General features: G+C 68.2%; 14 protein-coding genes and 1 tRNA gene. 6 read left to right on the top strand and 9 right to left on the bottom strand.

The window, feature by feature from the left end:
* Positions 1–765, top strand: coding sequence for an acyl-[acyl-carrier-protein] thioesterase (locus A5757_RS20910; protein WP_066838161.1), 765 nt, complete (start codon positions 1–3; stop codon positions 763–765).
* A gap of 1 nt (position 766) precedes the next feature.
* Here the strand turns inward: A5757_RS20910 and A5757_RS20905 are convergent, their stop codons facing one another.
* Genes A5757_RS20905 through A5757_RS20885 form a run of 5 tightly spaced genes read right to left on the bottom strand, consistent with a single transcriptional unit; the run spans position 767 to position 6,815 of the window.
* Positions 767–1,579, bottom strand: coding sequence for a CoA ester lyase (locus A5757_RS20905; RefSeq protein ID WP_066838158.1), 813 nt, complete (start codon positions 1,577–1,579; stop codon positions 767–769).
* A complete protein-coding gene (locus A5757_RS20900) occupies positions 1,576–2,076 on the bottom strand; it encodes a MaoC family dehydratase (RefSeq protein ID WP_066838154.1) in 501 nt (166 codons plus the stop codon). The genes A5757_RS20905 and A5757_RS20900 overlap by 4 nt, the downstream gene beginning before the upstream one ends.
* Complete coding sequence (locus tag A5757_RS20895) at positions 2,073–3,269, bottom strand: acyl-CoA dehydrogenase family protein (RefSeq protein WP_066838152.1); 1,197 nt, start codon at positions 3,267–3,269, stop codon at positions 2,073–2,075. Before A5757_RS20895 ends, A5757_RS20900 begins: the two co-directional genes overlap by 4 nt.
* Positions 3,266–5,260: an acetyl/propionyl/methylcrotonyl-CoA carboxylase subunit alpha gene (locus tag A5757_RS20890; protein WP_066838150.1), complete on the bottom strand. Its 1,995-nt coding sequence runs from the start codon at positions 5,258–5,260 to the stop codon at positions 3,266–3,268. The genes A5757_RS20895 and A5757_RS20890 overlap by 4 nt, the downstream gene beginning before the upstream one ends.
* Before the next feature lie 4 nt (positions 5,261–5,264).
* Positions 5,265–6,815 (bottom strand): carboxyl transferase domain-containing protein, encoded by a 1,551-nt coding sequence (locus A5757_RS20885; protein ID WP_066838148.1) that lies wholly within the window; start codon positions 6,813–6,815, stop codon positions 5,265–5,267.
* Positions 6,816–6,906: 91 nt separating this feature from the next.
* Here A5757_RS20885 and A5757_RS20880 point away from each other — a divergent pair, with 91 nt between their 5' ends.
* Entirely contained in the window at positions 6,907–7,527 is a 621-nt protein-coding gene (locus tag A5757_RS20880) for a TetR/AcrR family transcriptional regulator (RefSeq protein ID WP_066838145.1), read from the top strand.
* Here the strand turns inward: A5757_RS20880 and A5757_RS23495 are convergent.
* From A5757_RS23495 to A5757_RS20870, 3 genes are all read right to left on the bottom strand, one after another.
* Positions 7,524–7,679, bottom strand: coding sequence for a DUF6131 family protein (locus A5757_RS23495; RefSeq protein WP_011768318.1), 156 nt, complete (start codon positions 7,677–7,679; stop codon positions 7,524–7,526). The genes A5757_RS20880 and A5757_RS23495 overlap by 4 nt on opposite strands.
* A 39-nt stretch (positions 7,680–7,718) precedes the next feature.
* Entirely contained in the window at positions 7,719–7,928 is a 210-nt protein-coding gene (locus tag A5757_RS20875; protein ID WP_066838142.1) for a hypothetical protein, read from the bottom strand.
* 93 nt (positions 7,929–8,021) lie between these two features.
* Positions 8,022–9,899: a S9 family peptidase gene (locus A5757_RS20870; protein ID WP_231984068.1), complete on the bottom strand. Its 1,878-nt coding sequence runs from the start codon at positions 9,897–9,899 to the stop codon at positions 8,022–8,024.
* 129 nt (positions 9,900–10,028) lie between these two features.
* Between A5757_RS20870 and A5757_RS20865 the strand changes: the two genes are divergently transcribed.
* Positions 10,029–10,865 carry an MmpS family transport accessory protein gene (locus A5757_RS20865; RefSeq protein WP_066838719.1) on the top strand — a complete coding sequence of 279 codons (837 nt, stop codon included), beginning with the start codon at positions 10,029–10,031 and terminating at the stop codon, positions 10,863–10,865.
* Here the strand turns inward: A5757_RS20865 and A5757_RS20860 are convergent.
* Positions 10,833–12,188, bottom strand: coding sequence for an MFS transporter (locus A5757_RS20860; protein ID WP_066838139.1), 1,356 nt, complete (start codon positions 12,186–12,188; stop codon positions 10,833–10,835). The genes A5757_RS20865 and A5757_RS20860 overlap by 33 nt on opposite strands.
* 25 nt (positions 12,189–12,213) lie before the next feature.
* Between A5757_RS20860 and cmrA the strand changes: the two genes are divergently transcribed.
* The 3 genes from cmrA to A5757_RS20845 all read left to right on the top strand — a co-directional run bounded on the left by cmrA (position 12,214) and on the right by A5757_RS20845 (position 13,827).
* Positions 12,214–13,020: a mycolate reductase gene (gene cmrA, locus A5757_RS20855; protein ID WP_066838137.1), complete on the top strand. Its 807-nt coding sequence runs from the start codon at positions 12,214–12,216 to the stop codon at positions 13,018–13,020.
* Between the two features lie 51 nt (positions 13,021–13,071).
* On the top strand, positions 13,072–13,719 hold the full coding sequence (gene orn, locus A5757_RS20850; protein ID WP_066838134.1) for an oligoribonuclease: 648 nt from the start codon (positions 13,072–13,074) through the stop codon (positions 13,717–13,719).
* A 35-nt stretch (positions 13,720–13,754) separates the two neighbouring features.
* Positions 13,755–13,827: transfer RNA gene (locus A5757_RS20845), tRNA-His, on the top strand.
* Positions 13,828–13,881: the final 54 nt, after the last annotated feature.

The raw sequence follows: 13,881 nt of genomic DNA, 5'->3' as shown, positions 1-13,881 counted from the left end.
ATGGACACGGACGCCGTCGACCGTCGGCTGGCTCGGCTGCCCGATACCGGCTACGTGTATCGCACGGCATGGCGGGTCGCGACCGGTGACATCGGCAGCGACCTGACGCTGCGGCTCGACGGCGTGGCGCGTTACATCCAGGAGGTCGGCGCCGAGAACCTCGTCGACGCAGGGGAAGCCGAGGCACACCCGCACTGGCTCGTGCAGCGCACCGTCATCGATGTCGTCTCACCCATCGAATTCCCCAACGAGGTGGCCTTCAGCCGGTGGTGTTCGGCGCTGTCGACACGCTGGTGCACGATGCGCGTCGACCTCGTCGGCAGTGACGGCGGCCGCATCGAGACCGAGGGGTTCTGGATCGCAATCAACGCCAAGACGTTGACACCTCAGCGTGCGACGGACTCGCTGATCGAACGCTTCTCCACCACCACGTCCGAGCATCGGCTGAAGTGGCGGCCCTGGCTCGACGATCCGACCGTCGCCGGGCAGACACGTCCATTCGCTTTGCGCCGCACCGACATCGACCTGTTCGAGCACGTCACGAACACCGCCTACTGGCACGCCATCCACGAGGTGATGGCCCTCGTACCCGAGGTCTGCGTGCCGCCCTACCGGGCTGTCATCGAATACCGCAGGCCCATCAGGTACGGCGAGCAGGTGACCATCGAGTGGCTGCGCAGCGGCGACTCGCCCGTTCAGGACGTGCATATCCTGTTGTCGGTCGACGGTGGGGTGCGGGCGGTGGCGCTGCTTCGCAAGCTGTAGCTCAGCCGCCAGGCGTCAGCGCGACGATCCGCTCGGCCCGCCGCAACACCGGCATGTCGACCATGAGCCCCTCGAACTGGAACACCCCGCGCTGATCCCGCGCGGCCGCCAGCACCCGACGCGCCCAGTCGGCCTGTTCTGCCGTCGGCGCGTACCCCTCGCGGATGACGGCGACCTGCGTGGGATGGATGGCCACCTTGGCGTCGAACCCGACCGCCACGGCGTCGTCCACCTCCGCCCGCAGCCCGTCGAGGTTCCTGATGTCCAGGTACACCGAGTCCAGCGCAAGCCGCCCATACGCCTTGGCGGCCAGAAGCGTCTGCGAGCGAACGTGTTTCGCGACGTCCCGGTACGAGTCGTCCGGCCACCGGTTGTTGGTGCCACCGGTGGCCGCGAACAGATCCTCCGCCCCCCACATCACCGCGACCGCATTGTCGACGCGGGTCGACTCGACGACGTTGAGCGCTCCGATCGGTGTCTCTATCAGCACCACCACCTCGAGTGGGGCCAGCGAGGCGACCTGCTCTGGCGAATCCGTTTTGGCCAGCATCACCGTCGTGTACTCGGTCTGCCGTACCGCCTCGAGGTCGGGTTCGTGATCAGGGGTACCGACCGGATTCACGCGGATCACCGTGCGGGACGGGTCGAGTCGCGTCTCGAGGACCGCCGCGCGGGCGGCCTCCCGGTCCTTGGCCGCCACGCCGTCCTCGAGATCGAGGATCACCACATCGGCTGCCGCAGCGGCCTTCTCGAACCGTTCCGGGCGGTCGGCCGGGCAGAAGAGCCAGCCGGGTCCATTCGCGCCCAGTGTCATGACTCCTCCGCAGGACGCTTGCGCACCATCGTCTTTCGCGACGCGGTGGCCACGATGTCACCGTGCTGGTTGCGTCCGGTGTGGGCGATGGTGACGATCCCCTCCCCCGGCCGGCTCTTGGACTCCCGCTTCTCCAGCACCTCGCTCTCGGCGTACAGCGTGTCGCCGTGGAACAGCGGCTTGGGGAAGGCGACGTCACTGAAGCCGAGATTCCCGACGATCGTGCCCTGCGTCAGCTGCGTCACCGACAATCCGACGAGCGTGGACAGCGTGAACATCGAGTTCACCAGCCGCTGGTTGAACGGCGGCAGCGCGTCGGAGAACGCCGCATCCAGGTGCAGCGCCTGCGTATTCATGGTCAGCGTGGTGAACAGCACGTTGTCGGCCTCGGTGATGGTGCGGCCGGGCCGGTGCTGGTAGAGCACCCCGGTCTCGAACTCCTCGTACCACAGGCCACGCTGGACGACGATCCTCTTCGACCCCGCATCCCCCGTCACAGGCCGGCCTGCCGCGCGATCAGCATCAGCTGCACTTCCGTTGTCCCCTCGCCGATCTCGAGGATCTTGCTGTCGCGGTAGTGCCGGGCCACGCTGTACTCGTTCATGAAGCCGTAGCCGCCGAAGATCTGCGTGGCGTCGCGTGCGTTGTCCATCGCCGCCTCACTGGCGACCAGCTTGGCGATCGACGCCTCCTTCTTGAACGGCTTACCGGACAGCATCAGCGCCGCGGCGTCGTAGTACGCAGTGCGGGCGACGTGTGCCCGGGTCTCCATGCGGGCGATCTTGAAGGCGATCGCCTGGTTGCTTCCGATGCTGCGGCCGAACGCCTCCCGCTCCTTGGCGTACTTGACGCTCTCGTCCACGCAGCCCTGCGCCGCGCCGACCGAAAGCGCCGCGATCGCGATCCGGCCCTCGTCGAGGATCCGCAGGAAGTTCGCATAGCCGCGGCCCCGCTCCCCGAGGAGGTTCTCCTCCGGCACCCGCACATCGTCGAAGCTCAGCGGATGGGTGTCGGAGGCGTTCCAGCCGACCTTGTTGTACGCCGGTTCGGCGGTGAAACCCTCGGTGGGCACCGGCACCAGGATCGCCGAGATCTCCTTCTTGCCGTTGTTCTCGCCAGTGCCACTCCCCGAGTCGCTTCGCTCCTGCCCGCCGGTGACCGCGGTGACGGTGACGAGCTTGGTGATGTCGGTGCCTGAGTTTGTGATGAACTGCTTGCTGCCGTTGATCACCCAGTGGCCGTCGTCGAGGCGCGCCGTCGTCCTGGTCGCGCCGGCGTCGCTGCCGCCGCCCGCCTCGGTGAGCCCGAAGGCGCCGAGCGCCTTGCCGGAAGCCAAGAGCGGCAGCCACTCCTGCTTCTGCGCCTCGTTGCCGAACCGGTACACCGGCATGGCTCCGAGCGAGACGCCGGCCTCCAGGGTGATCGCGACGCTCTGGTCGACCTTGCCGAGTTCCTCCAGCGCCAGGCACAGGGCGAAGTAGTCGCCGCCCATACCGCCGTACTCCTCGGGGAACGGCAGCCCGAACAGCCCCATGTCGGCCATCCCGCGCACCACTGCGTACGGGAACGAGTGCTCCTCGTCGTGTTTGGCGGCGACGGGCGCAACCACCGACTGCGCGAAGTCACGCACCGTCTTGGCCAGTTGCGCATAGTGATCCGGCAACGTGCCGGTGGACAGAAAGTCAGTCATCCTGCGGACTCCTCGATTGCTGCAATGATCCGGGCCAGCGGCTGGCCCACCTTGACCTGGTCGCCGACGGCGACGAGCAGTTCCACCACCCCGTCGACCGGTGCGGTCAGCGCGTGTTCCATCTTCATGGCCTCCACCGTGACGACGACGTCACCGGACGCGACCGTCGCACCATCGTCGGCACTGACGGCGACCACCGAACCCGGCATGGGGCTCGTCAGTTCCGCGTCACCGGCGTGCGAGTCGTCGGCGCGCACCGGCTCCTCCCGGACCTCGGCGACGCGTGCGGTGCGGCCGCCACCGGACAGCCACACCTCGTGGCCGGAGGCGGCGACGACGTATTCGGTTCGTATCCCACCGATCTCGACGGCGAGCCGGTCACCGTCGAGCGCAGCGACGAGCACCCGGGCCTCCCCGTCCTCGACGGCGGCGGTCGCACGCTCCGGTGTGCCGATCAGGTGCACGTGATCGGTGCGGACGCCCGCGCTCAGCCGGTGGGTGGTCGGCGCGGGCTCACCGATCCGCCACCCTGTCGGCACCGCCCACAGATCCGCACCGGGCGCGGGCCAGCTGCGCAGCCACTGGTAGGCGGCCGCGGCGATGAGCTGATCGTCACCGATAGGCACCGGCGCGAATTCCGGTGTGCGTCGGTCCAGCAGTCCGGTGTCGAGTCGGCCGGCCCGCACGTCCGGGTCATCGAGCAGGAAACGAAGGAACTCGATGTTGGTCGCGACGCCGAGCACCGCCGTATCGGCCAACGCGCGGTCCAGACCCCGCAGGGCGGCGGCGCGATCGTCACCGTGGGCGATGACCTTGGCCAGCATCGGGTCGTAGTCGCTGCCGACCGTCATCCCCGCGGCGAGGCCCGAGTCGACGCGCACGCCGGACCGATTGGGCTCGACGAGGCCGAGTACCGGTCCCCCGGTCGGCAGGAACCCGGCGGCCGGGTCCTCGGCGTACACCCGCGCCTCGATGGCATGCCCGCGCATCCGGACGTCGTCCTGGGCGATGGACAGACGTTCCCCGGCGGCGATGCGCACCTGCTGTTCGACGAGGTCGACGCCGGTCACCATCTCGGTCACCGGATGCTCCACCTGCAGCCGGGTGTTCATCTCCATGAAGAAGAACTCGTCGGGCCGGTCGGCCGACACGATGAACTCGACTGTTCCGGCGCCCGCATAGTCCACGCTGCGCGCGGTGTCGCAGGCCGCGGCACCGATCCGGGCGCGCGTCTCGGGGTCGAGCAGCGGCGACGGCGCCTCCTCGATGACCTTTTGGTGGCGGCGCTGCAGGCTGCACTCGCGCTCGCCGAGATGGATGACGTTGCCGTGCCCGTCGGCGAGCACCTGCACCTCGATGTGGCGCGGGTTGAGCACGAACCGCTCGATGAACAGCGTGTCGTCGCCGAAGGCGGCCGCCGCCTCGCGGCGCGCGGAAACGAGGGCAGCACCCAGCTCACTGGCCTCGTGCACCACCCGCATCCCTTTGCCCCCGCCGCCGGCCGATGGTTTGACCAGCACCGGGAAGCCGACCTCGGGTGCGCCGGCAATGAGGTCATCGTCGGTCAGGCCGGGCCGCGACAGCCCCGGCACCACCGGCACACCGAACGCGGACACCGCCGCCTTGGCCGTGATCTTGTCGCCCATGGTTTCGATCGCCGACACCGGAGGGCCGATGAACGCGATGCCCGCCTCCTGCAGCGCCGCGGCGAATCGTGCGTTCTCCGAGAGGAATCCGTATCCGGGGTGGACGGCCTGGGCGCCGGTGCGCCGAGCCGCGTCGACCACCACCTCGATGTCGAGGTAGCTCTGCCGCGCCGGCGCCGGTCCGATGTGCACGGCGACGTCGGCCTCGGTGACGTGGCGGGCGCCCGCGTCGGCGTCGCTGTAGACCGCGACGGACCGGATGCCCATCGACCGCAGGGTGCGGATGACGCGGACGGCGATCTCCCCGCGGTTGGCGACCAGCACGGTGGTGAAACTGTCAGTCACGTGATCACATCCGGAAGACGCCGTAGGAGACAGGCTCGAGCGGGGCCTGTCCGACAATGGAAAGAGCCAGCCCCACAACGGTTCTGGTATCAGCGGGGTCGATCACGCCGTCGTCCCAGAGCCGTGCCGTCGAATAGTAGGCGTTGCCCTGACGTTCGTACTGCTCGCGAATGGGCGCCTTGAACGCCTCGGCCTCCTCGGCCGACATGTCCCCGCGCACCGTCGCCAGCACCGACGCGGCCTGCTCACCGCCCATCACCGAGATTTTGGCGTTCGGCCACATCCACAGGAAGCGCGGTGAATACGCGCGCCCACACATCGAGTAGTTGCCCGCGCCGTAGGAACCGCCGATGACGACGGTCAGCTTCGGCACCCGGGCACACGCGACCGCGGTGACCATCTTCGCGCCGTGTTTGGCGATGCCGCCGGCCTCGTAGTCGCGGCCCACCATGAAGCCGGCGATGTTCTGCAGGAACAGCAGCGGGGTCTTGCGCTTGTCGCACAGCTCGATGAAATGCGCTCCCTTGACCGCGGATTCGCCGAACAGCACCCCGTTGTTGGCGATGATGCCGACGGGGTGGCCGTGGATGCGCGCGAACCCAGTCACCAGGGTGGTGCCGTACTCGGCTTTGAACTCGGCGAAGTCTCCACCGTCGACGATGCGGGTGATCACCTCGTGGACGTCGTAGGGCACGCGCGAGTCGACGGGCACCACGTCGTACAACTCGGTTTGGGCGGCGACCGGGTCGACCGCGGGCAGCACATCCCACGGCGGCGCCTCGCGCGGCCCCAGCGTCGCCACGATGCGGCGCACGATGCGCAGGGCGTCGCGGTCGTCGTGGGCCAGGTGGTCGGTGACGCCGGAGGTCTTGGAGTGCAGGTCTCCACCGCCGAGTTCCTCGGCCGTCACGACCTCGCCGGTAGCCGCCTTCACCAGCGGCGGGCCGCCGAGGAAGATCGTGCCCTGATTGCGCACGATCACGGCCTCGTCGCTCATCGCCGGCACGTATGCTCCTCCGGCCGTGCAGGATCCGAGGACCGCGGCGATCTGCGGGATGCCCTGGGCGCTCAGCGTCGCCTGGTTGTAGAAGATGCGGCCGAAGTGGTCGCGGTCCGGGAACACCTCGTCTTGGCGCGGCAGGAAGGCCCCGCCCGAATCGACGAGGTACACGCACGGCAACCGGTTCTGGCCGGCGACCTCCTGGGCGCGCAGATGCTTCTTCACCGTGACCGGGTAGTAGGTGCCGCCCTTCACCGTCGCGTCGTTCGCGACGATCATGCACTCCCGGCCGGACACCCGGCCGATGCCGGTGATCATCCCCGCGCCCGGACACTCGTCGTCGTACATGCCGTCGGCGGCCAACGGCGAGATCTCCAGGAACGGGCTGCCTGGATCGAGCAGCCCGTCGACCCGCTCGCGCGGGAGCAGCTTGCCGCGGCTCACATGCCGCTCGCGGGATCTGGCCGGGCCGCCGAGCGCCGCGGTAGCCAGTTTCGCGCGCAGCGTCGCGACCAGGGGCAGGTGCTCGTCGCGGTGTGAAGCGCGCGGTGACATCGATGTCCTCGTTTCAGTTAACGATGACTAACTCGTGGTATGTTAATCACGCTTAACTCAGATTGTCCACCGCCTGACCGAGGATTCCGCGATGACTTCTCCGGCGCCGGGCACCCGCCGCCGTCAGGCGAAGTCGGATCGCCGTAGCCAGCTCATCAACGCCGCCGAGCGTCTGGTGGCCGAGAAGGGCTATCTGGCGGTGCGGTTGGAGGACATCGGCGCGGCGGTCGGCATCAGCGGGCCCGCCATCTACCGCCACTTCCCCAACAAAGAGGCCCTGCTCGTCGAACTGCTCGTGGGGATCAGCACCCGGCTTCTCGCCGGCGCCCGCGCGGTGATCGCCGACGCCGAGGACGCCGCGGCCGCGCTCGACGGCCTCATCGACTTCCACCTCGACTTCGCCCTCGGAGAATCGGATCTGATCCGCATCCAGGACCGCGATCTAAGCCACCTACCCGACCCGGCGAAACGTCAGGTGCGCCGCGCGCAGCGACTCTATGTGGAGATCTGGGTCGATGTCCTGCGCCGGTTGCACACCGGACTCGGTGAGCCCGAGGCGCGGATGATGGCCCACGCCGTATTCGGGTTGCTCAACTCCACCCCGCACAGCGTGCGGCCCGGTACCAACAAAACGGCCGAGGCCAGTTCGCGCACTGTCCTGCGAGCTATGACAGTGGCGGCACTGGCCTCGGCCGGTCGACTAGAGGGCTAATACCAGACTTTGCGTCCCCCGACGGCGCGACCGGTCGCACCGAGGATCCAGAACACCGCTCCGATCACGATGAGCACGGCGCCGATGGTTGTCAGGATGTTCATGCCCAGCACGAATCCCAGCACCACCAAGATGATTCCGAGGATAATCACTGTCTACTCCATCTCCCTGTTATCTGTAAGCGCCAGCAATTACTGGCTGGGCTGGGGAATCTGCACCTCTGCGCAGTTCACCTTCGGGTTGACGCCCGCATAGTTCAGCGGACCCGCCACCACCGTCAACGCCACATTGGCTGCGGTGGCGCAATTGGCGTCACCTTGTTGGAAGTAGCCGCGCTGGTAGGCAGCGACGACGCCGATCACCAACCAGACGAGGACAACTATGCCGATAAGGCCTCTCATGCCGCGCCTCCATCCATCATTTGCGCCAACGTGACGCGCAGCACGGTTTACCCGGTGGTCATTTTCGCCAAACCTCTGCCGGCCGCGGTGAAGTCAGACCACGCTCGCCTGGCTGAACGCCTTCACCAACCAGTCCGACATGGCCGCCGCCAGGGCGGCGCGGTTGTCCTGCTTGACGATCTCGTGGCCGTCGTCGTCGAAGATCAGCATCTCGACGGTGCGGTCGAGGGCACGCAGGGCGTCGTACATCTGCTGGGACTCACTCGGCGGCACGTTGGTGTCGTTACCGCCGTGGACCAGAAGTAGCGGCGCGGTGAGTGCGGACGCGCGCAGCAGCGGCGACAATCGCTCCAGCAGCTCGCGATCGCCGACCGGGTGGCCGTACTTCGGATAGGCCGCGGTCGCGATCCAGGTCTCCGTGTTGCGGTACCAGGTACTCAGATCGCTCATCCCGCAGATACTGATACCCGCGGCGAACAATTCGGGGTGAAATGCCAACGCCGCCTGCGTCAGATAGCCGCCGTAGGACCAGCCGCAGCAGGCGATGCGATCGGCCGGCACCGCTTCGTGTTCGATCAGGAACTGCACACAGTCGGCCACGTCGTCGATGGCGGCGAAGCGCAGTTCCTTGTCGTCGGCGTGCATGAAAGAGCGGCCGAAACCGCCGGAGCCGCGCACGTTCGGGGTGAACACCGTGATCCCGGCGGCCAGCAGGATCGGGTAGTACTCGTTGTAGCCCGGCCGGGCCTGCCCTTCCGGTCCGCCGTGCAGGAAGATCATGGCACCGATGGGTTCGACGGGAGCCGGCGGCCGGTACAGCCAACCGGTGATCTCCAAACCGTCTCTGGTGGTGATGATTTCGAGCGTGGGGTCCGCCGTGAGCGGACCCTCGCTGGGTTCGCGGTCCACCCGCTGCCATTCCCGCGACCGGGGGTCGACCAGTTCGACGGTCGGCGGCAGCGACGGACTCTCCACCGTCATTGCGACCATGGACCCGCCCGCGCTGATACTGAGTTCGGTGGCGACGAGACCCGGTAGCGGGATCGGCTCTGACAGCGTGTTGTCAATGTACTCGAGGATCTGTAATTCGCTGCAGCCGTTGATGTTCCACAGCAGCGCCACGGTCGACAGATCATCGCTGACCACGAACTCGTCGAGATCGAAGCCGGGTTTCTCGGCCACCACGTGGTAGGACACGCCCTCGGCGGTCTGGGTGACCTCGAGCAGCCGCGCGTGGCTGCCGCCGTTGTCGCTGCGGATCAGCGCCCGCACGTAACCGTCTGTGCTGTTCAATCCGAAGGTCTTGGCCGGCTGATACAGATCGAAGGTGTCGCCGATGATGCCCGACCGCAGCCGCCGGGGGCTGTGGTCGTCGAGGATGTACCCCATGTCGGTCGTCGACCCGGGGTCGTAGGGCAGCAGCGCCGTCTCGGTCAGACCACGCAGCAGGATGAGGTCCCGGTAACCGCGGGGACCCACCCGCACCAGCGCCGCGCCCGCCCAGGCGTCGACCAGCCGGCCCGCGGTGCGGCGGTCCAGGACAACCGCGCTGCCGTCGGCCGGTTCGATGAGGCAGGAGGTGCCGACCCCGTCCTCACCGGTCAGAATCGCGGCCACCTGGGTGCCGTCCCAGCCGATCAGCTCCGCACTGCCTTCGGGGTGACCTTCGGGCCAGAAGTCGACCCGGTGCGCGTCGCGGTCATCGGGATCGGTTGTCACGACCCAGATCTGGAATCGGTCGCTACCCGCGGGGGCGACCTGGCAGGCCAGCCAGTGTCCGTCGGCCGAATGCATCACCCGCACGACGGGACCCTCGACGGGCAGCTCGACGTCACGCGAGGAGCTCGCGCGCCAGCCGAGCAGGAAGCGCTGGACCGCCGACGGGAAGCCGCCGTCGTCGACGAGGTGGGCGAAAGCGGTCGCGTCCGGAGACAGCGACGCACCGTAATTCGCGCGCACCCGACGTATCACGGGTCCGATTGTCCATCGTGCCGTCAGCCGCCGCCGGGCAGCCCCGCCAAGATCATTCGTGACGGCCGAATACCCGACACCACGGTGGCCCGACGGGGTACGCGGGTACCCTGCCAGCATGAGGTGGATATGACGGATTCACCACGTCGGGAGGGCGCGGACCCGAATTCGCCGTACGGCAACGGGTATCCCCGTCAGCCCGATCCGGCGTATGCGGACCAGACACCGTACGGGTCTGGATATCAGCGACCGACCGGGCAGCAACCCACCGAGCGGATGAACCCGTATCAGCAGTACGGATACGACGCGTACGCCACGGGCGCCTACGGTCCTGGCTACGACCAGGGGTTCGGACAGGGCTATCCGCCCGGCGAGCAGCCACCACCGCCCGGCGGGCCTCGGTCGCCGATGTGGTTGTGGATTCTGGCGGCCGCAGTGGTGCTGCTTGTCGTCGCGCTGGTGATCGCACTCGTCATCGCCAACAGCTCGCGTCAGGAGACCGTCCTGGCGCCCGCGCCGACGGGCCAGACCGGGCAGTCCGGTCAGGATGGCCAGGATGGTCAGGACGGGCGGGACGGTCTCTTTCCCGGCACGTCGACGCCGCGCCCGACCACCCCGTCGCGCACGTCGACCCCGGTGGCGCCGCCGGGCACGACGGCGCCGTCTCCGACCGCACCCACCACCGGCGCCCCGTCCGGGGCCACGCAGACGGTGGAATACAGCGTGGTCGGCGAGGGCCGGGTCATCAACATCACCTACACCGACACCGGCGGGGTGCCCCAGACCGAGTTCAACGTCATGCTGCCGTGGAGCAAGCAGGTCGAGCTGCCGTCGCCGGCGAAGAGCGCAGCGCGGATCAGCATCATCAACGTCGGACGCGACGTCACCTGCGCGGTGGCGATCGACGGCGTCAAGGTCGAGCAGAGCACCGGCTCAGGGCTGACCTACTGTGTCGGCACCGGCTGACGCCGGCTTCTCCCGCTGCGGTACGCGGACCGCAAGCATCGCCAGCAGCCCGGCCGTCATCACCACACACAGACCACCCATGCCCGCCCGGTCCGTACCGAACACGTCGATGAACGTGAAGAACAGCCAAGGGGCGAGGAACGACACCGCCCGACCGGTCGTCGTGTAGAGGCCGAACGCCACCCCCTCCTTGCCCTCCGCCGCCATCTGGAGCATGAGTGTGCGGGCCGCGGACTGGGTCGGCCCGATGAACAAACACAGCAGCAGCCCGCACGCCCAGAACGCCCCCGGACCCGAGAGACTCAGCATCACCAGACCGATCGCAATCAACGCGATCAGCGATCCGACGATCACCCGCTTCGATCCGATCCGATCGTCGAGCAGCCCACCGGCGACCGCGCCGATGGCGGCGACGACGCACGCGCTCACCCCGAACAGCAGCACGTCGGATGCGGAGATGCCGTAGACGCTGACACCGAGCACGGCGCCGAAGGCGAACACCCCGGCCAACCCGTCGCGGAAGATCGCGCTGGCCAGCAGGTAGTAGATGATGTTGCGGTCGCGCTGCCATTCGCCCTTGATGTCGGTCCACAGTTTCCGATAGGCGCTCAGGATTCCCGCCGGCCGGTCGGCGGGGTCGTCGTCGGCCGGCGTGGGAGCCGTGAGCAGCAACGGCAGCGCGAAGAGCAGGAACCACGCTGCAGACAGCAGCATCGCCGCGCGCACGTTCTGACCGTCGGCTGCGGGGACGCCGAGCAGACCGCGGGTGTCGCCATCGCCGGAGATCAGGGCCAGATAGACGATCAGCAACAGCAGGACGGTGCCCGAATAGCCCATCGCCCACCCGAAACCCGAGATCCGGCCCGAGTTCTGCGGTGTGGACAGCTGCCGCAGCATCGCGTTGTAGGGCACGCTCGCCAGATCGCTGCAGGCCGCCGTCACGGCCATCAGGATCAGCCCCGCCCACAGATAGCGGTGGTCGTCCCGGATCAGGCTCATCGCCGACGTCAGCAGGACCGTGGCCCCCGTCAGAAGGGTGAGCACGGCCCGCCTGCGGCGCGGGGCCTCGACCCAGACGCCGGTCACCGGTGCGAGCACCGCGACCAGCAGGCCGGCGGCGGTCATCGCGCGGCCCAGCCAGCTCGTCGGGGTGGTGTCTCCCGGGAGATCGGAGCCGACGGCGCCGGTCAGATACACCGAGAACACGAATGTCACGACGACGGCGTTCATCCCCGTCGAGCCGCAGTCCCACAGGGCCCAGGCGATCACTCTCCACCGCCCGGCCGTCGGCGCGGGCGGGACCTGCGGCGAGGCGGGGCGCACGGTTGCTCACGATATGCTCCCGCCCATGCCCGTACCCGCTCCCCGTCCCGACGCGCGCGCGGTCGTCACCGGCGCGTCGCAGAACATCGGCGAGGCGCTGGCCACCGAACTGGCAGCGCGCGGCCACCATCTGATCATCACCGCCCGTCGGGCCGACGTGCTCGAGGCGCTGGCGCAGCGGCTCACCGAGCGGTACGGCGTGACCGTCGAGGTGCGGCCCGTCGACCTGGCCGACCCGACCGCGCGCACCGCGCTGTGCGACGAGCTGGCGACGCGGGAGATCTCGATCCTGTGCGCCAACGCCGGCACCGCGACGTTCGGTCCGGTGTCCCGGCTGGATCCGGCCGACGAAAAGGCGCAGGTGCAGCTCAACGTGCTCGGCGTGCACGACCTCGTCCTCGCGGTGGTGCCGGGCATGGTGGCCCGCCGGTCCGGCGGCATCCTGATCTCGGGTTCGGCAGCGGGCAACTCCCCCATCCCGAACAACGCCACCTACGCGGCGACCAAGGCATTCGTGAACACCTTCAGCGAGTCACTGCGCGGCGAGCTCAAGCACGACGGTGTGCACGTCACGCTGCTGGCGCCCGGCCCGGTGCGCGAGACGCTGCCCGACAGCTCCGAGCAGTCGCTGGTGGAGCGGTTGATCCCGGACTTCCTCTGGATCTCGACCGAGTACACCGCCAAGCTGTCCCTCGACGGGCTCGAGCGCAACAAGATGCGGGTGGTGCCCGGGGTGACGTCCAAGGGCATGTCGGTGGCCAGCGGTTATGTGCCGCGCGCGATCGTCACGCCGATCGTCGGAGCGGTGTACAAGAAACTCGGCGGCGACTGAAACCACACCGTCGGCGTGCGCGATCGCGGTGGGCGCATACGCTTGAGCCCCGTGCGCGAAGAATTGGTGTGGATCGACTGCGAGATGACCGGCCTGGACCTCAAGAACGACAGGCTGATCGAGATCGCGGTACTGGTCACCGATGCCGACCTGAACATCCTCGGCGACGGTCTGGACGTGGTGATCCACGCGCCGGACGAAGCGCTGGACAACATGGTCCCGGTGGTGACCGATATGCACACCCGCTCGGGGCTGATCAACGAGGTGCGGGCGTCGACGGTCGACCTGGCCACCGCCGAGGACATGGTGCTCGACTACATCCGCGGCCACGTCAAACAGGCCAAGACCGCCCCACTGGCCGGGAACTCGATCGCCACCGACCGCGGCTTCATCGCCCGGGACATGGTCAAACTCGACGACTACCTGCACTACCGGATGATCGACGTCAGCTCGATCAAGGAGTTGTGCCGGCGCTGGTATCCGCGGATCTATTTCGGTCAGCCGGAGAAGGGGCTGGCGCATCGTGCGCTGGCCGACATCCACGAGTCCATCCGCGAGCTGAAGTACTACCGGCGGACGGCGTTCGTCGCCCCGCCCGGCCCCGCCACCAGCGACATCGCGGCCATCGCGGCCGAGCTCGGACCGCCCGGGCGCAACGGTGACGGCACCGATTCGGCTCCGGAGCCTGCAAGCGGTTAAGATCGACGACGCCGCATGCACCACTCGCGGCAATGGTGGCTGTAGTTCAGTTGGTAGAGCACCAGGTTGTGATCCTGGCTGTCGCGGGTTCGAGTCCCGTCAGCCACCCGAGTACGAAAGAAGCGCCTCACCTTCGCGGTGAGGCGCTTCTCTCGTCTACGG

The organism is Mycobacterium sp. 852013-51886_SCH5428379 (genome assembly GCF_001665575.1).
Taxonomy (GTDB): domain Bacteria; phylum Actinomycetota; class Actinomycetes; order Mycobacteriales; family Mycobacteriaceae; genus Mycobacterium.
This window is presented reverse-complemented; position numbering and strand designations above follow the sequence as displayed.